Below are 15939 nucleotides of genomic sequence, written 5' to 3' on the forward strand. Positions count from 1 at the left end.
GTCAGACATGCCCGACCCGAGGTCGTTTCAGCCCGCGACCGAAGCCTGATGAATGCTGTCGATCGAGGATGCGATGGTGGCGTTGAATTCATCGTCGGATTGCTGCGCCGACAGGCCTTCGGTCAGGGCGCGGCTGAAGCTGGCGATCATGCCGGTATTACGTGACAGGCGGGCGTTCGCTTCGTCGCGGCTATAGCCGCCCGACAGGGCCACGACACGCATCACGCGCGGGTGGTCGACCAGGGGTTTGTAGAGGTTGTCGGTTTCCGGCAGGGTCAGTTTCAGCATGACCTGCTGATCTTCGGGCAGGGCATCGAGTTGCGCGGCGATCTCGGACAGCAGGATGTCTTCGGCCTCGGCCTTGTCACTGATGCTGATCGTCACCTCGGGCTCCACGATCGGGATCAGACCGTGGCCGAGGATTTGTTTGGCGACCTCGAATTGCTGGGCGACGACGGCCTTGATACCTGCAGGGTTGGCCGCGTTGATCACCGAGCGCATCTTGGTGCCGAAGATACCGGCCTTGACCGCGCGCTCAAGCAGGGCATCGAGTTCGGGCATGGGTTTCATCACCTGCGCGCCGTTTTCCTCATCGGCCAGCCCTTTGTCGACCTTCAGGAAGGGGACAACGCCGCGATCTTCCCACAGGAAGGTGGCCGAGGGCTTGCCGTCGATCTTGCGGTCCATTGTCATTTCGAACAGGATCGCGCCCAGAACCTTGTTGCCGGTAAAGGCGGGAGCCTGCGCGATGCGGGCGCGCATGGCATGGATCATGTCGAACATCTCGGCGTCGGAGTTGTATTCGCTTTCCTCCACGCCATAGAGGCGCAGCGCCTTGGGGGTGGAGCCGCCGGATTGATCGAGGGCCGCGATAAAGCCCTGTCCGTTGCGCATCTGCTCTGCCTGACGTTCCTTCGACATCTGTGATCCCCGTTTTCGACATATGGATTGACTGGTGATACGCGCAGCCCCGGACAGGATACCGCACGGTTAGCTTGCTTCTAGGCGAGGGCAGGCACGGTTGCAATCGTGGTCGCGCTAACAACACGACCACTCGGGCAGGTGGAACTCAGGGAAATTCCGGGCTCTGTCTCAGCCCTCAAGCGCGGCGACGCCGGGCAGGGCCTTGCCTTCCATCCATTCCAGGAATGCCCCCCCGGCGGTCGAGATATAGGTGAAATCCTGCGCGGCCCCGGCTTTGTTCAGGGCCGCCACGGTATCCCCGCCCCCGGCGACCGAGGTCAGATCGCCCGCCTTGCTGCGCGCGGCGGCATGGGCGGCAGCGGCGTTGGTGGCCGCATCGAAGGGCTCGATCTCGAATGCGCCGAGGGGGCCGTTCCAGATCAGGGTTTTGGCGGCGTCGATGGCGGCGGTGATGCGCGCCACCGATTGCGGCCCGGCATCGAGAATCATCGCATCCGTGGGGCAGGCATGGGCGGGTACGGTTTCATGCGGGGCATTGGCGGCGAATTCTCGCGCCACGACCACATCCGCCGGCAGCAGGATCTCACAGCCCGCCGCCCCGGCCTTGGACATGATCGTGCGGGCGGTGTCGGCCATGTCGTGTTCGCACAGCGATTTGCCCACGTTCAGCCCCTGTGCGGCCAGGAACGTATTGGCCATCCCGCCGCCGATGACGAGGTGATCGACCTTTTCCACGAGATTGCCCAGGAGGTCGAGCTTGGTCGAGACCTTGGCACCGCCCACGACGGCAACCACCGGGCGCTTGGGCTGGCCGAGTGCGGCTTGCAGCGCTTCGAGTTCGGCCTGCATCAGGCGGCCCGCGCAGGCGGGCAGGTGATGGGCCAGCCCCTCGGTCGAGGCGTGGGCGCGGTGGGCGGCGGAGAAAGCGTCGTTGCAATAGATGTCACCCAAGCCTGCCAGACGTTTGGCGAAATCAGGATCGTTGGCCTCTTCGCCGGGGTGAAAACGAATGTTTTCCAGCAGCAGCACCTCGGCCTCACGCGCCTCGGCGGTCAGGTTCTCGGCACCTTCCAGTGTTTCGATGAAGGTTACGGTGTGGCCAAGGGCCTGTTCCAGTGCGGGAACGATGGGGCGCAGTGACATGTCATCGACGACCTTGCCCTTGGGGCGGCCGAAATGGGCGATCAGCATCGGTTTGCCGCCCGCGGCAAGGATGGCCTCGATCGTGGGGACGATGCGGGTGATGCGGGTGGCGTCGGTGACACGCCCGTTTTCGATGGGAACGTTGATGTCGACCCGTGTCAGGACCGTCTTGCCATTGAGGTCCATGTCATCGAGGGTTTTCCAACTCATGCCACTGTCTCCACTTGGGTCAAATGCGCGCCTCTCATGGCCTCTTGGGGGCGGGGCGTCAAGCTCTGCGCTTGGCAATCGGGGCGCGGCATCTTAGGTATTCGGCGACAGATCAGACAAGGAGCGCCAGATGGCCGAGATCAAAGACCCCGAGAACACCATTCTGCTGGAACTGAAGGACGGCACGGTAACGATCGAACTGTTGCCCGAGATCGCCCCGAACCATTGCGAGCGGATGAAGGAACTGGCGCGCAGCGGCCAGTATGACAACGTGGCCTTTCACCGGGTGATCGACGGCTTCATGGCTCAGACGGGCGATGTGGCCAATGCCAACATGGAAAAGGATTACAACCCACGCATGGCCGGTACCGGCGGCAGCGATTTGCCCAACCTCAAGGCCGAATTCAGCGGCATCCCGCATGATCGCGGCACCATCGGTGCGGCACGCAGCCAGAACCCGGACAGCGCCAACAGCCAGTTCTTCATCAATTTCAGCGACAACCATTTCCTGAACAGGCAATACACCGTCTATGGCCGCGTGATTTCGGGGATGGAACATGTGGATGCCATCACCCGTGGCGAGCCGCCCGCGAACCCCGACCGGATGATCAGCATGAAGGTGGCTTCCGATGCGTAAACTGGCTTTTCTTTTCAGCCTGCTGGCCAGCCCGGCACTGGCGACGGGATTGCAGATCGAGGTTGAGGGCGAGGCCAACGGCACCGTCACGATCGACCTCTTCGAGGATGTGGCCCCGGGCCATGTGGAGCAGATCACCGCATTGGCCGAAGCCGGGGCCTATGACGGGATCGTCTTTCACCGGGTGATCGAGGGGTTCATGGCGCAGACGGGCGATGTGCAGTTCGGCAAGCTGGAGGGCGGTGACATGCGTATGGCCGGCACCGGCAGCAGCGACCGGCCCGACCTGAAGGCCGAGTTTTCGGAGGTCCCGTTCGAGCGCGGTGTCGTGGGCATGGCGCGCAGCCGGAACCCGGACAGCGCCAATTCGCAGTTCTTCATCATGTTCGCCCCCGCTCATCACCTGAACGGCCAGTACACCGTGGTCGGTGAGGTGACGGATGGCATGGACGTGGTCGACGCGATCAAACGGGGCAAGGGCCCCAACGGTGCGGTGGTCGGCAAGCCCGACGCGATGGCCCGGGTCACGGTCACGGAATAAGCCATGACGGAGGCCACGGGATACGAGCCGCTTGATACGCTCAAACCCGTGGCCGACGGGCTGTGGCTGATCGACGGACCGGCGATCCGGTTCATGGGATTGCCGTTTTCGACCCGCGCCACGGTAGTGCGGTTGGAAAACGGCGATCTATGGGTGCATTCGCCCACGCATCTGACCGACGGTTTGCGTGCGGAACTCGATGCACTTGGCCCGGTGCGCCACCTGATTGCGCCGAACTGGATTCACTATGCCCATATCGCGGATTGGCAGGCTGCCTGGCCCGATGCCGAGGCTTGGGGTGCTCCGGGCGTGACTGAGCGGGCTGCGAAAAAGGGGCTTGAGTTGCGTCTTGATCACGATCTGCAATGGGACGGGTCCGAGCTCCCCTGGGCGGGGCAGATCGATCAGTTGATCGTGCGCGGCAGCAAGACACATCGCGAGGCGGTGTTTTTTCACCGGGCCAGCGATACGCTGATCCTGACCGACCTGATCGAAGCGTTCGAGACCGAAAAACTGCCGGTCTGGATGCGGCCTCTCGTCTGGATCGCGGGGATCGACGACAGCGACGGCAAGATGCCCCCCGATATGCAATGGACCTTCCGCGACAAGACGGCACTGGCCGAGGATCTGGAGCGGATGATTGGCTGGGGGCCCGAGCGGGTGATTTTGGCACATGGCCGCTGGTATGACAGGAATGGGGTGGCGGAACTTGAGCGTGCGTTTCGCCGGGTGTTGCGCGGGCGGGCGTGGGACAGGGCGCTGAGCGATGTGAAGGCCCGCAAGACGCGTGACTCAGACCTCTGAGTTTCCGTCCCGGCGATGATTGCGGGGATTAACGTATCAGGTTCATGCGGAATTTCAGACCACGCCGCGCGGCCCGTGGCAAATGACGATTCAGGCGGCGATTGATCAATCCGAACAGTGCCAGCAGCACTAGTGTGAGCAGGATGAAATATCCGGCCAGGATCGGGTAGGGCACGAAGGGGTTGAACGTCTTGTCGGCGAAGTAGTTCGCGTAATAAAGCGCATCGCCGCGTTGCTGCCATGCGGGGAACCCCGTAAAAAATACCAACGTCGTGGCGTGGAACAGAAAGATCGCCTCATTCGTGTAGGCAGGCCAAGCGAGGCGCAGCATGGTCGGCCAGACGATCCGGCGAAAGCGGGGCCACCCGGAGAAGCCATAGGCGTCGGCGGCCTCGACATCGCCCTTGGGGATCGAGCGCAGTGCGCCATAAAAGATTTCGCCCGAATAGGCGGCGGTATTGAGGAACAACACGATCAGCGCCCCCAGCCACGCCGATGTGAACGCATCGAACGCCGGGCTGAGCCGTTTCAACGACAGAAATGCGAAATAGGCAAAGAAGAACTGGATAAACAGCGGTGAGCCACGGAAGAGAAAGATGAACCATTCGGCGCTTTTACGGATCATGCGGTTGCGCGCGCCCTTGCCCACGGCCAGTGCCGTGGCCAGAAAGAATCCCGCCAGCAGGGCCAGCGCGCCGAAATAGATGTTCCAGATCATGCCCGACCCGATCAGGGTGATCTGTTCGCACAGTGTGAACCCTTCGCGCGGCAGCAGGCGTTCGCCGATCCCGAGGCTGCGCAGCCCGTAATCCTGTATGGTTTGCCAGCAACTCATGCGGCGGCCTTCCGTTGGGCTTCGCCGCCGGTCGTGGCCTGACCGTGGCTGAGTTTGCGCATCAGGCGGTCGAGCACCAGTTCGGACACGCGCGTGAAGCCGAGGTAGAACACCAGAAGCGCAAGGAAATACCACATCCGCCAGTCGCCATGGGGGTATTGGGTAAAGCGCGGGTTGGCGGTGCCGCCCAATTCGCGGGCCCAGTAAACGATGTCCTCGACACCCAGAAGGAACAACAGCGGTGTGGCCTTGATCAGCACCATCCAAAGGTTCGACAGGCCGGGTAGCGCGTAGACCCACATCTGCGGCACGAGGATGCGCCAGAAGGTTTGCCGCCGGGTCATGCCGTAGGCTTCGGCGGTCTCAAGCTGGGCATGGGGCACGGCGCGCATCGCGCCGAACAGGACGTTGGCGGCAAAGGCCCCGAAAACGATGGCAAAGGTCAGCACGGCAAGGAAAAAGCCATAGACCTCGTGAATCCATTGCGGCGCGTTGCCAAGCGGCAGTTTGGCCTGTGCACAGACGATGAAATCGTTGCCTTGCCGGATCGGCTGATCCCAGTCGGGGCACAGAACCTGATGGCGCATCCATTCAAACCCCTGATCGAGCGCGATCACGAAAAACAGGAAAAAGGCGATGTCAGGCACACCGCGTACGATAGCAATGTAGATGCGGCCCAGCCAATTCACAGGCCAGATGCGCGAGCGCGCCGCAGCGGCCCCGCCGAAGCCGAACAAAAGCGCCGCAGGGGCCGTGATGGCCAGCAACAACAGTACGACCCCGAAGGAGATGTAGAAGGACAAGTGTTTGCCTGTCGTCAGGTAACACGACAGCCATTTCAGGCCTGACAGCGTATCGGGATCGGCGCAGTAGGAGAACATTCAGAATGGTCCGGGGGGCGCTGCAGGGGCGGTGGTGGACCGCCCCCGCAGGTGATGCCGCATCAGAAGGTCGATGCGACTTCCCATTTCTTGATCAGTTCGTTCAGGCTGCCGTCATCCTTCATCGACTGGATCGCGGTATCGAAGGTCGCCCGCAGTTCGGTGTCCGATTCGCGCAGGCCCATGCCGATTCCGTCTCCGAGCGCCACATCGGGGCCGACGATCATCAGGTCGGCATCCTCTTCGGCGACGGGCACGAGGAAGGATTTGTCGGCCAGTACCGCGTCGGCCTCGCCGTTGCGGACGGCGGCGATAGCTTCTTCGGGGGTGGCGAACTCGATCAGGGTCGCGCCGGATTCGGCAACATAACCGGCCTGAAGCGTGCCGGCCTGCGCGGCGATCACACCACCGGTCAGGTCAACGTCCTCGGACATGGCCAGGTAGGAAGACGGATCGGGCGGCGTGTAATTCTGGGTAAAGTCGATCACTTCGTCGCGTTCGGCGGTGATGGACATGCCCGCGATGATCACGTCATAGTTCCCCGAGACGAGGTTGGGAATGATCGAATCCCATTCGTTCGTGACCCATTCGCAGGTCAGTTCGGCGCGGGTGCACAACTCGTCGCCCAGTTCTCGCTCGAACCCGTCGACCTCGCCGGAGTCGTTGATGAAGTTCCACGGAGGGTAGGCGCCCTCGGTGCCCATGCGCACCACGTCCTGCGCCATGGCAAAGCTGGCCGAGAGGGCCAGTGCCGCTGTCGAAAGGATCAGCTTTTTCATAATATTGCTCCCTTTTTGGTTGGTATCGGTTTCTGGTGTCAGGCGGCCATGGTCGAACTGAGGAATTGCCGCAGTCGCTCGGATTTGGGGGCCCCGAATAGCGCGTCGGGCGCGCCCTGTTCCTCGATCAGCCCCTGATGCAAAAAGATAACCTGATCAGAGACATCGGCGGCCATCTTCATGTCGTGGGTGACGATCATCATGGTGCGGCCCTCACTGGCCAGATCCTTGATGACGCGCACGACCTCCTGTTCCAGTTCAGGGTCCAGTGCGCTGGTCGGTTCGTCGAACAACAATGCCTCGGGTTCCATGGCAAGGGCGCGGGCGATGGCGGCGCGCTGTTGCTGGCCACCCGACAATTGTGCCGGATAGGCATCGTGCTTGTCAGCGATGCCGACCTTGTCCAGATAGGCATGGGCGGCTTTCTCGACCTCGGCACGGTCACGGCCCAGAACGGTGATCGGGGCCTCCATCACGTTCTCCAGAATGGTCATATGGGCCCAAAGATTGAACTGCTGAAACACCATCGACAGGTTGGTGCGGATACGTAGCACCTGTTTGGCGTCCGCAGGGTGACGGAGCAGGCCCTCACCCTTCCACTTTACAGGTTCGCCCTTGAAGAGGATATCGCCCTGCTGACTGTCTTCGAGCAGGTTGGCGCAGCGCAGGATAGTTGATTTGCCCGAGCCGGACGAACCGATGAGAGAAACCACATCGCCCTTATGGGCCGTGATGTCCACGCCCTTGATCACCTCAAGCGCGCCATAGGCCTTGTGCAGGTTGCGTATTTCGATGACGGGCGTGTCGTCTGGCAAGGGCAGCGTCCGTGTCTGAGTGCGGGTCTGGCCCGACAATAGGGACGAAAAAATGGTGCGATGCAACTTGCAAAACGACCGATCCGGGCGATTCCTGACCGAAATGACGCAGGGTCAGGCCGTTTCGGCAAGCGGAGGCGCGGGATTGGGCACGTCGAGATAGGCTTGGGCAGGCAGTCGGGTCAGGCCGCGCAATCCGAGGGCGTGCCGATCGGATGCCGTCAGTGCACCGATCGCGGCCTCGAGCGCGTTAAACAGGCCGTCGGCATCGTTTCCGGGTGCGGTGATGTAGGGCAGCGCCGGGGTGGGGGGCGTGCGGGCGATTTCACGCAGGGAACAGGAGAAGTCGTCGTGACGCTGGATCAGCGCCCATGTCAGGGCATCCAGGGATGCGATGTCGGCGTGTCCCTCGGCCACGGCAAGGGCCGAGGCGCGGTGCCCACCCGTTGCCTTTGGGTTGGAAAAGGTGAACCCCTGCAAGGCGGCGAAGTTCTGTGGCGCGGCCCATCCGCTTTGGCTGAGCGGGTCGTTATAGGCAAAGCGGGCGGTGGCGAACTCGGTCAGAGTTTGGCGCGGGTCGTCGATGCGCACCACAAGCGCACTGCAATAGTGACCAGTGGGGCAATCGGGCAGGTCGTAATCCGGTGTGGCGACCAGGGTGACCTTGTCATGCAACCGTGCGCGGAAGGGATAGCCGCAGGTTTGCGACAGCAACAACTGGGGGCTGGTCCAATGAGCCCAGAGATCGCCGTCGCGGGTCAGATGCCGCGGGCCATAGCCCAGTTCGGCGCGAATTGCTTGCCAAAGCCGGTCGTTGGCCGCCGCTGTTTCGGGGCGGTCGTACATGGGCAGGCTGGCCAGCGATGTGGCGGTCATGCGCGGGGATCGACCCGTTGACGGACCAGTGCGCTGTCGCGGTCGTTGACGCCCAGCAGGTTCGCCACCAGCCGCACCAGTGCATCCTCGTCCTGATCGCGCGCGCCATCGGCAAGAGCGACCTGCCACAAGGCTTCGATCACGCCGATTCGGTCCTCGTAGGGGACGGCATCCTTGATGGCGCGCGTAAAGCGCACGGTATCGGGGGCCTCGGCCTCGATCGATTCGGCCTCGGTACGCAATTTGAGCGCGGCATCGTCACTCAGCCCGAAGCGGGCCTTTATGATACGATCGATGCGGATGATCTCGGAGGCCGAGTAATTGTTGTCCGAGCGGGCCAGCCGCACCAAGAGGGCGGTCAACGCGCGACGAGCGTCCAGATTGTCGAGCGTTTCCGGCTCTGGCTGGAACAGGTTTTTCAGAAGATCAGCAAACATGGCGCAAGATATAGGGCTTCGGAGCGGTGGCGCAAAGCGCTATTGCGCCTCAGCGCGGGCGCGTGCGGAATCGTTGTCGTGATCGCTTAGGCCAAGCGCCTCTTGTGCCGCGTCGACAACGGCGATTTCTTCGGGGCGGCGGTGGCCATCGGCAAGCACCACCTCCCAAAGGGCCTCGAGCGCCTCGCAGCGGGCCTCGTGGCTGACGGTGTCGCGGATCAGATGGGCCAGATCGGCAGTGTCCGGCGCCTGATGCTCCAGCTTTTCGCAGGTGGCCCGCATCTTGGCTGCCTCGATCGGGCCGATGCGGTGCAGACGGATCAGCAATTTGTCTATCCGGCTGATTTCCTCGAACCGGTAGCGATGATCGGATTTTGCGACCCGTACCATCAACGCCCCGAGCGCAAGATTGGCGTCGGGTTCGGGCAATGGTGCTGGCTCGGGGCTGGACAGGGCGGAAAGGATACGGCTGAGCATGTGGGCCCCTTGGTTCAGAATGCGGCGGGTGCAGTTTGATAGAGGATGTCGTCCAGTGCAATGCCGCCGGGATCGTCATTGGTGATGGTGACCGCGGCGATGTCCGGCGTGTGACCGGCCCGCGCAAAGCCCAGTTCGGTGACCGCGGTGTTCAATCGCTGCCGATAGCGGGTGATCAGGTGACCCTGACGGGTATAGAAGGTGAGCGTCACATACCCTTGCGGGCGGGCCTGCCCGAGCGGCGCGGCATAGTCGCTGTGCACCCGCAGACCGAGGGCGGACTGGTCGTGGTCGAAAAGGATGGCGACGGCGCCTTCGCCGCGCGCATTGAGTGCAGGAAATCCCGCCGGCCCGAGTGGAAACAGCGCGGTTGAACCGAAACCGCGATGATATGCCACCGAAAGAGAGGCGCCGGGTGCGCCAGCTACCACCGAAAGGGGTGTATGTGGTGTTCCGCTGAGACTGTCGTGCTGCATGTTGTTGTGAACGAACTGCCCGCCCAACCGCTCACCCAGCCAGGCAAGGCCTGCGCGTATCGGGGAATCAAGGGCGATTCCCGGCTCGGATCGGCGCGGAAGAGCCTCAAACCGGATCGCCGCATCAAGCATGAGTTCAAGGTCAGTGTAAGGCACCGGCGACAACGGTGCTTCTGCCTCTGCGGGCGGGGTTGCCAGCGCCAGAGAACACATAAAACCGGCGGTAATCCGCAATGGCCTCAAGTCGGTCACAATTGCTCCAAACTCTTTGCGATTTTCACCGGCAGTTTAAGGCACATATCCCGGAACGCATCCGGTGATTTTCCTGGGCGGAGTCATACATGCAATCTTTCGACGAGTTCGACTGGTCCGATGGTACGCCGGAGGAGCACCTCAAGATGGTCCGACAGGCCAACGAGGACCAGTTGCGTCACCTGGCGCGCTCTTATGATTGGGCAATGTATCCGGTGCCGGTCCTGGGTTGGGCAATGGCGCAAAAATGCATGGATCTGGGGACGGCCCTGACGGTGTTCCTCAACGGTGGGCCGGAACGGTTCAACTATGTTCCCAAACGACATGTGCCCGAAGATTATCGCGACGTCGCGCGGATGCTGGATAATATCTGTTTGCGGGTGAACAGCGGGTTTTACCTTGTCTATCCGGAGAGGGATGTGTCGAACCGCAAGCGGTTGATGACATGGGTATCCTATCAACGCGCCGATCGGGCCGAAGGGCGGCAGGGGCGCTATACTTTCGACGAGGAAATCCTGCAAATCCTGTTGAACGACGCCTTGCGTCTGGACCCAGGCATGGAAACCGCAGTTTACAGCCAAAAACCAAGCCTGTTGCGTGATTTGTTCAGTCCGGTGATGGATTTGGGCGTGTCACGCCGTCTCTTGCGGTTCAAGCCACCGGAATAGCAGGCTGTTGGTTTGCCCGGTCGGGCGGCTTTTCCTTTCAATCCTGCCGGTGTAAGGCTTCGATCACCGCGACAGGAAAGGCCCGACCATGCCCGATACGATGCTATTGATCCAGATGCTGTTGCTGTTGCTGTTCATCGGCGGTTTCGCAGGTGTGCTGGCAGGGCTGTTGGGGGTGGGCGGCGGTATCGTTCTGGTGCCGGCCTTTTTCTATGCTTTCCAGACCTTGGGATATGATGGTCCGCAATTGATGCAGATCTGCCTGGCCACGTCGCTGGCCACGATCATCGTGACCTCGGTCCGCTCGGTTCTGAGCCATAACAAGAAGGGCGCGGTCGAATGGTCGATCCTGCGCACCTGGGCACCGGGAATTGCGGTAGGTGCGGTACTGGGGGTGCTGGTGGCGGCCAGTCTGCGTTCGACCACATTGCAAGGCATTTTCGGTGTGTTGGGTGTGGTAATCGGGGCCTACCTGGGTCTTGGGCGTGCGCATTGGCGTCTGGGGCCGGAAATGCCACGTGGGTTGACCCGCGCGATCCTGTCGCCATTCGTGGGCTTCCTGTCGGTGTTGATGGGCATCGGCGGTGGCAGTTTCGGAGTTCCGCTGATGAGTTTGTACAACGTGCCGATTCATCGTGCTGTCGCCACGGCGGCGGGGTTTGGCGTGACCATCGCCGTGCCGTCGGTGATCGGGTTCCTGTTTCTTGAAATCGACCCGGTCAATCGTCCGCCTCTGACCATTGGTGCGGTCAACCTGGTGGCCTTCGGTATCGTTATTGCGATGACGATGATCACCGCGCCATGGGGCGTGCGTCTGGCCCATGCGATGGACCCCAAGCCGCTGAAGCGTGTCTTTGCGGTGTTCCTGACGCTCGTAGCCCTGAATATGCTGCGCAAGGCGTTGGGATGGTAGAGGCGTTTTTGCGCGACGGTTGGGTAAGGTTCGCGCCCGAGGACAGCGTACGGGATTGGGCGCATGCGGCGCGTGTCGTGGCTGCAGAGCGGGTGGCTGACGCGGGCGAACAGTCCAAATGGTTGCAGTGCGGGGGGACGTGGTTTGTCGGGGTCGATACCTTGCCGAACGGCCCTGACGGAACGGTGGGGAGGTCCGCCCCCTTGCGCGGTGCCGCGACGGAATTGGCACGACGGCTTTATGGAGCCTTGCCGCTGCATTGCGGGCAGGTCTCGGTCATCTATCCCGGTTATCCGCGTCCGCGCGACGGCGAAAGCGATGCGGCGTTTGGGTATCGAGCGAAGCGCGATGCCGCGCATGTGGATGGGGTGCTGGCTGTGGGGCCGGATCGGCGGCGCATGTTGAAAGAGCGTCACGCCTATATCCTCGGTCTGCCACTGACCAGCTGCGATGCGGGCGCAAGTCCCTTCGTCATTTGGGAGGGCAGCCACCTGATCATGCGGGATATGTTCATGGCGGCCCTTGGGCAATGGCCGGAAACCGAATGGGCCGGGGTGGATTTGACCGCGGTCTATCAGGCCGCCCGGCGCGCGCTGTTCGACAAGTGCAAACGTGTCGAGATAGCCGCGAAACCCGGTGAGGCCTATCTGGTACATCGGTTTGCCCTGCACGGCGTGGCACCGTGGGCCGAGGGTGCGCAGGCCCCTGAAGAGGGACGGATGATCGTGTATTTCAGGCCGGAATTTATTGGCGGAACACGCGATTGGCTGGAACTGCCATGATGGCTGGCGCTCATTTCGACGTTAGCCGCCGTTACGTTTGAGCCGCGCGGCACGACCGCCGCGGCGTTTGGCCAGAAGTGGAGCGCGGTCGGGCAGGGCGGCCATGATCTCCTGGCGTTCATTGGCATTCATTTTCGACCAGCGGGCGATCTCGTCGATGGTGCGGTAACATCCGGTGCAGATGCGCGCCTCGGGATGGACGACGCAAATGCGCACGCAGGGGCTTTCGACCTCGTCGCGAGTCCAGACCTTGTTTTCCGTCACTGTGCTGCCCTCATGTGCCTCAAACGGTCCAATGCACCTTGGAGGATATAGGAGGCGGCAACGTTGTCGATAACTTCGGCGCGACGTTTTCGGGACGTATCCGCCTCGAGCAGGGCGCGTTCGGCGGCGACCGTGGACAGGCGTTCGTCCCAGTAAGTGATCGGGAGGTCGGTCAGTTTTTCCAGGTTGCGGGCGAAGGCGCGGGTGGATTGGCAGCGCGGTCCCTCGCTTCCGTCCATGTTGCGTGGCAGGCCCAGAACGATTCCGCAGGCCTCGCGTTCGCTCGAAAGTTCAAGTAATCGCGCAGCATCGAGGCTGAATTTGCGGCGCTTGATCGTCTCGACCGGGCTGGCCACGGACAAAAGCCTGTCCGACAGCGCCACGCCAATTGTCTTGGTCCCGAGGTCGAGCCCGATGATCGGGCGGCCCGAGATCAATGCGTCGGCGAAATCGGCGATCTCGTCGCAGATCATTCCGCGACACCCGCCGCCTGCGCCGCAGCGCGGACCTGGTCCAGTGCCTCGGGCATTTCGGCGAAAACTCCCTGAGCCTCGGCCCAGATTTCCCCGGCCTGTTCGGTTTTGCCCTGCACACCAAGTACGCGGATCAACTGCGCCCACTCTGCCGGTGTTCCGCCTTCGTTGGCCAGGCGCTGCGACAGGCCTTGTACCATGCCTTCGATCATCTGCTGGCGGTCCTCGTCGGACATGTCGCCAGCGGCCTCGATATCGGCGGCGGATGGTCCGGCGAGCGGCGGTGTTGCGGCAGGAGCGTCAGGCAGTTGGTAATCGGTGACACCTGCGCGCCACGCCAGTTCTTCGATATTGGTGCGGATTGCCGGAACCCAAGGGGCATTGGGATTGCTTTCACGCAGCAGACGATCCCAGGTGCGGAAGGCGGCATCGGGGCGGTCCACCTGCATCAGGTAAAGACCCATGTAATAGCGCGCGGGCGGGATTTCAGGATTGCGTTCCAGTGCATCGCGCAGGGCCTGTTCTGCCTCCTGGCTGACGTATCCGCCAGCCGCGCTGATCTTGAGTTCCGCCAAATAGGCATAGTCACCTGCCGAGGCTTCGTCTCCTTTGGCGTCGATGATTTTTTCTTGGGCGTCGTAGGCGGCGACGTAGTTGCCAAGCGCGGCTTCGTTGCGCGCCAACAGGGTAAGACCGCGCAGATCGCCGTTGCGCTCTTGCACGGTTTGCCGCAGCCGCTCCATAAGGGTCAGAAATTCTTCGCTGGCTTCCGGCGCGATGTCGGTGGCGGGCATCCGTGCTTCCGCATCCGCCTGGTTCAGACGATTGGCGCGCGCAATGTCCGAGGCTGCCATGCGGGTCTTGAGCGGCAGGTCGCCAAGCCCCGGCGCTCCTAGCTGCGCATAAAGCATCAGCGAGCCTCCCATCATAAGCGCCCCGAGCACGAGCGTCAGGATCAGTCCGCCGCGGCGGGGTTGTCCGCCACTGTCGCCACCTCGTTTCAGTTGCGCATCGGCAGCCAGAACGCGCCGGGACACTTCGGCGCGGATGCGCTCGGCATCTTCCGCGCCGATGACGCCACGGGTAAGATCGCGATCCACCTCCTTGAGTTGGTCGCGATAGACCTGAAGATCATAGGCGGCTGGCGGTTTGTCGCCAACGCGGCCGCGCAACAGCGTAAGCCCGATGATTCCGCTGACGATCAGCGCAAGTGCGCCCGTGACGATCCAGAACACCATGGTTTCTCCTCAAATTCGTGCCTCCATGTAGCCATCACGGAGGATAGAAAAAAGAGGCAAAGGCGCGCAGGGGGTGTTGCGCCTCTGGCAGAACGACCGCATGTCGCATATCGAGTGTTTTATGCCGCGCGGGGTATCCTTTGACAGGTCAAGCTGTCGCATTACGCTTACATGGCAGCATGACTGCGATTCCAACCTTGTTCGAAAGAGCGCGCATGAAACGTTATTCCGCCTTTGCCGTCGCCCGCGAAGCCCTGCGCTATCATATGGGCTGGGACCGGGCCTGGGCTTCTCCCGAACCGAAGAAGAAATACGACGTGATCATCGTCGGCGCGGGGGGGCATGGTCTGGCCACCGCGTATTACCTTGGAAAGAACTTCGGCATCACCAACGTGGCCGTTCTGGAAAAGGGTTGGCTGGGGGGCGGGAACACGGGCCGCAACACCACGATCATCCGCTCGAACTATCTGCAGGATTCATCGGCGGCGATCTACGAAAAGGCGCGTGGCCTGTACGAGACCCTGAGTCAGGATCTGAACTACAACATCATGTATTCCCCGCGCGGGGTGATGATGCTGGCCCAGACCCAGCACGAGGTGCGCGGATACGAGCGCACGGCGCATGCCAATGCGTTGCAGGGCGTGGCGACCGAATTCATCTCGCCCAACCGGGTCAAGGAACTGGTGCCGATCATCAATATCGACGGGCCGCGTTACCCGGTTCTCGGGGCGCTGTGGCAGCCACGTGGGGGAACCGCGCGCCACGATGCCGTGGCCTGGGGCTATGCTCGGGCCTGTTCGGCCATGGGCATGGACATCATCCAGAAATGTGAAGTCACCGGTATCAGCCGCGAAGGCAGCAAGGTGACGGGAGTGACCACCAATCGCGGCGATATCGCCTGTGATAAACTGGGCATCGTCGTCGCAGGGCATTCGGGGCATCTGGCCGATATGGCGGGCTTCCGCCTGCCGATCGAATCCGTCGCGCTTCAGGCGCTGGTATCCGAGCCGATCAAACCCTGCATGGACGTGGTCGTGATGGCCAACACCGTGCACGGCTACATGAGCCAGTCCGACAAGGGCGAGATGGTGATCGGCGGCGGTGCGGACGGGTACAATAACTACACGCAGCGCGGCTCGTTCCACCATGTCGAGGAAACCGTGCGCGCACTGGTCGAGACCTTCCCGATGATCAGCCGCCTGAAGATGCTGCGCCAGTGGGGCGGGATCGTGGACATGACCGGCGACCGCTCGCCGATCCTGTCGAAAACCCCGGTCGAGGGCGTGTTCATCAATTGTGGCTGGGGCACCGGCGGGTTCAAGTCCATTCCCGGCAGTGGCTGGGGCTTTGCAGAACTGATGGCTAAGGGACATTCGCCGCTGACTGCCGAATTCAACCTGGACCGCTTCAAAGAGGGGCGCTTTATCGACGAGAGCGTCGCCGCGGGGGTGGCGCACTGATGGCCGCAATACAGACGAAATTCTTCGAAGAGTTTTGCCAGAATTTCCCAAAGA

The 15939-nt window shown here is 62.1% G+C and carries 20 protein-coding genes; 7 read left to right on the forward strand and 13 right to left on the reverse strand.

Annotation, left to right across the window (positions count from 1 at the left end; translation table 11 throughout):
• Window positions 1-27: 27 nt before the first annotated feature.
• Entirely contained in the window at window positions 28-921 is an 894-nt protein-coding gene (locus KPG71_RS14330) for a fructose bisphosphate aldolase (RefSeq protein ID WP_216338686.1), read from the reverse strand.
• Window positions 922-1092: 171 nt separating this feature from the next.
• Window positions 1093-2277: a phosphoglycerate kinase gene (gene pgk / locus KPG71_RS14335; protein WP_216338687.1), complete on the reverse strand. Its 1185-nt coding sequence runs from the start codon at window positions 2275-2277 to the stop codon at window positions 1093-1095.
• A 130-nt stretch (window positions 2278-2407) separates the two neighbouring features.
• Between pgk and KPG71_RS14340 the strand changes: the two genes are divergently transcribed.
• Genes KPG71_RS14340 through KPG71_RS14350 form a run of 3 tightly spaced genes read left to right on the forward strand, consistent with a single transcriptional unit; the run spans window position 2408 to window position 4259 of the window.
• A complete protein-coding gene (locus KPG71_RS14340) occupies window positions 2408-2914 on the forward strand; it encodes a peptidylprolyl isomerase (protein ID WP_216338688.1) in 507 nt (168 codons plus the stop codon).
• On the forward strand, window positions 2907-3455 hold the full coding sequence (locus KPG71_RS14345) for a peptidylprolyl isomerase (RefSeq protein WP_216338689.1): 549 nt from the start codon (window positions 2907-2909) through the stop codon (window positions 3453-3455). The genes KPG71_RS14340 and KPG71_RS14345 overlap by 8 nt, the downstream gene beginning before the upstream one ends.
• Window positions 3456-3458: 3 nt before the next feature.
• Window positions 3459-4259, forward strand: a complete 801-nt coding sequence (locus KPG71_RS14350; protein ID WP_216338690.1) for a DUF4336 domain-containing protein — start codon at window positions 3459-3461, stop codon at window positions 4257-4259.
• 28 nt (window positions 4260-4287) lie between these two features.
• Here the strand turns inward: KPG71_RS14350 and KPG71_RS14355 are convergent, their stop codons facing one another.
• The 8 genes from KPG71_RS14355 to KPG71_RS14390 all read right to left on the reverse strand — a co-directional run bounded on the left by KPG71_RS14355 (window position 4288) and on the right by KPG71_RS14390 (window position 10069).
• Entirely contained in the window at window positions 4288-5094 is an 807-nt protein-coding gene (locus KPG71_RS14355) for an ABC transporter permease (RefSeq protein WP_216338691.1), read from the reverse strand.
• Window positions 5091-5975, reverse strand: a complete 885-nt coding sequence (locus KPG71_RS14360) for an ABC transporter permease (protein WP_216338692.1) — start codon at window positions 5973-5975, stop codon at window positions 5091-5093. Before KPG71_RS14360 ends, KPG71_RS14355 begins: the two co-directional genes overlap by 4 nt.
• 62 nt (window positions 5976-6037) lie before the next feature.
• Window positions 6038-6754 carry a transporter substrate-binding domain-containing protein gene (locus KPG71_RS14365; protein WP_216338693.1) on the reverse strand — a complete coding sequence of 239 codons (717 nt, stop codon included), beginning with the start codon at window positions 6752-6754 and terminating at the stop codon, window positions 6038-6040.
• A gap of 38 nt (window positions 6755-6792) precedes the next feature.
• Window positions 6793-7569 (reverse strand): ABC transporter ATP-binding protein, encoded by a 777-nt coding sequence (locus tag KPG71_RS14370; RefSeq protein ID WP_216338694.1) that lies wholly within the window; start codon window positions 7567-7569, stop codon window positions 6793-6795.
• A gap of 114 nt (window positions 7570-7683) precedes the next feature.
• On the reverse strand, window positions 7684-8445 hold the full coding sequence (locus KPG71_RS14375; protein ID WP_253196282.1) for a phosphate/phosphite/phosphonate ABC transporter substrate-binding protein: 762 nt from the start codon (window positions 8443-8445) through the stop codon (window positions 7684-7686).
• Entirely contained in the window at window positions 8442-8882 is a 441-nt protein-coding gene (locus KPG71_RS14380) for a TerB family tellurite resistance protein (RefSeq protein WP_216338695.1), read from the reverse strand. The genes KPG71_RS14375 and KPG71_RS14380 overlap by 4 nt, the downstream gene beginning before the upstream one ends.
• Window positions 8883-8921: 39 nt before the next feature.
• A complete protein-coding gene (locus KPG71_RS14385) occupies window positions 8922-9359 on the reverse strand; it encodes a TerB family tellurite resistance protein (RefSeq protein WP_216338696.1) in 438 nt (145 codons plus the stop codon).
• A 14-nt stretch (window positions 9360-9373) separates the two neighbouring features.
• On the reverse strand, window positions 9374-10069 hold the full coding sequence (locus tag KPG71_RS14390; RefSeq protein ID WP_216338697.1) for a hypothetical protein: 696 nt from the start codon (window positions 10067-10069) through the stop codon (window positions 9374-9376).
• Window positions 10070-10176: 107 nt separating this feature from the next.
• Here KPG71_RS14390 and KPG71_RS14395 point away from each other — a divergent pair, with 107 nt between their 5' ends.
• The 3 genes from KPG71_RS14395 (at window position 10177) to KPG71_RS14405 (ending at window position 12450) form a co-directional block, all read left to right on the forward strand.
• On the forward strand, window positions 10177-10755 hold the full coding sequence (locus KPG71_RS14395) for a hypothetical protein (RefSeq protein ID WP_216338698.1): 579 nt from the start codon (window positions 10177-10179) through the stop codon (window positions 10753-10755).
• Between the two features lie 88 nt (window positions 10756-10843).
• The gene (locus tag KPG71_RS14400; RefSeq protein WP_216338699.1) at window positions 10844-11668 is read left to right on the forward strand and encodes a sulfite exporter TauE/SafE family protein; all 825 of its coding nucleotides are present in this window, start codon (window positions 10844-10846) and stop codon (window positions 11666-11668) included.
• On the forward strand, window positions 11662-12450 hold the full coding sequence (locus KPG71_RS14405; protein WP_216338700.1) for a hypothetical protein: 789 nt from the start codon (window positions 11662-11664) through the stop codon (window positions 12448-12450). Before KPG71_RS14400 ends, KPG71_RS14405 begins: the two co-directional genes overlap by 7 nt.
• A 21-nt stretch (window positions 12451-12471) precedes the next feature.
• Here KPG71_RS14405 and KPG71_RS14410 read toward each other — a convergent pair whose 3' ends face one another.
• The 3 genes from KPG71_RS14410 to ccmI are packed head-to-tail and all read right to left on the reverse strand — an operon-like array spanning window position 12472 to window position 14425.
• Window positions 12472-12714 (reverse strand): DUF1289 domain-containing protein, encoded by a 243-nt coding sequence (locus KPG71_RS14410; protein ID WP_216338701.1) that lies wholly within the window; start codon window positions 12712-12714, stop codon window positions 12472-12474.
• Window positions 12711-13187: a Holliday junction resolvase RuvX gene (gene ruvX, locus KPG71_RS14415; RefSeq protein WP_073035174.1), complete on the reverse strand. Its 477-nt coding sequence runs from the start codon at window positions 13185-13187 to the stop codon at window positions 12711-12713. The genes KPG71_RS14410 and ruvX overlap by 4 nt, the downstream gene beginning before the upstream one ends.
• A complete protein-coding gene (gene ccmI, locus KPG71_RS14420) occupies window positions 13184-14425 on the reverse strand; it encodes a c-type cytochrome biogenesis protein CcmI (protein ID WP_216338702.1) in 1242 nt (413 codons plus the stop codon). Before ccmI ends, ruvX begins: the two co-directional genes overlap by 4 nt.
• A gap of 215 nt (window positions 14426-14640) precedes the next feature.
• Here ccmI and KPG71_RS14425 point away from each other — a divergent pair, with 215 nt between their 5' ends.
• Entirely contained in the window at window positions 14641-15885 is a 1245-nt protein-coding gene (locus KPG71_RS14425) for a sarcosine oxidase subunit beta family protein (RefSeq protein WP_073035176.1), read from the forward strand.
• The last annotated feature ends 54 nt before the right edge of the window (window positions 15886-15939 follow it).

The organism is Roseovarius sp. PS-C2, assembly GCF_018862045.1.
Classification (GTDB): domain Bacteria; phylum Pseudomonadota; class Alphaproteobacteria; order Rhodobacterales; family Rhodobacteraceae; genus Roseovarius.

Coding starts and splice junctions, on each gene's coding strand:
- KPG71_RS14330 (WP_216338686.1), bottom strand. CDS start 921: ATGTCGAAGGAACGTCAGGCAGAGCAGATGCGCAACGGACAGGGCTTT.
- pgk (WP_216338687.1), bottom strand. CDS start 2,277: ATGAGTTGGAAAACCCTCGATGACATGGACCTCAATGGCAAGACGGTC.
- KPG71_RS14340 (WP_216338688.1), top strand. CDS start 2,408: ATGGCCGAGATCAAAGACCCCGAGAACACCATTCTGCTGGAACTGAAG.
- KPG71_RS14345 (WP_216338689.1), top strand. CDS start 2,907: ATGCGTAAACTGGCTTTTCTTTTCAGCCTGCTGGCCAGCCCGGCACTG.
- KPG71_RS14350 (WP_216338690.1), top strand. CDS start 3,459: ATGACGGAGGCCACGGGATACGAGCCGCTTGATACGCTCAAACCCGTG.
- KPG71_RS14355 (WP_216338691.1), bottom strand. CDS start 5,094: ATGAGTTGCTGGCAAACCATACAGGATTACGGGCTGCGCAGCCTCGGG.
- KPG71_RS14360 (WP_216338692.1), bottom strand. CDS start 5,975: ATGTTCTCCTACTGCGCCGATCCCGATACGCTGTCAGGCCTGAAATGG.
- KPG71_RS14365 (WP_216338693.1), bottom strand. CDS start 6,754: ATGAAAAAGCTGATCCTTTCGACAGCGGCACTGGCCCTCTCGGCCAGC.
- KPG71_RS14375 (WP_253196282.1), bottom strand. CDS start 8,445: ATGACCGCCACATCGCTGGCCAGCCTGCCCATGTACGACCGCCCCGAA.
- KPG71_RS14380 (WP_216338695.1), bottom strand. CDS start 8,882: ATGTTTGCTGATCTTCTGAAAAACCTGTTCCAGCCAGAGCCGGAAACG.
- KPG71_RS14385 (WP_216338696.1), bottom strand. CDS start 9,359: ATGCTCAGCCGTATCCTTTCCGCCCTGTCCAGCCCCGAGCCAGCACCA.
- KPG71_RS14395 (WP_216338698.1), top strand. CDS start 10,177: ATGCAATCTTTCGACGAGTTCGACTGGTCCGATGGTACGCCGGAGGAG.
- KPG71_RS14400 (WP_216338699.1), top strand. CDS start 10,844: ATGCCCGATACGATGCTATTGATCCAGATGCTGTTGCTGTTGCTGTTC.
- KPG71_RS14405 (WP_216338700.1), top strand. CDS start 11,662: ATGGTAGAGGCGTTTTTGCGCGACGGTTGGGTAAGGTTCGCGCCCGAG.
- ruvX (WP_073035174.1), bottom strand. CDS start 13,187: ATGATCTGCGACGAGATCGCCGATTTCGCCGACGCATTGATCTCGGGC.
- ccmI (WP_216338702.1), bottom strand. CDS start 14,425: ATGGTGTTCTGGATCGTCACGGGCGCACTTGCGCTGATCGTCAGCGGA.
- KPG71_RS14425 (WP_073035176.1), top strand. CDS start 14,641: ATGAAACGTTATTCCGCCTTTGCCGTCGCCCGCGAAGCCCTGCGCTAT.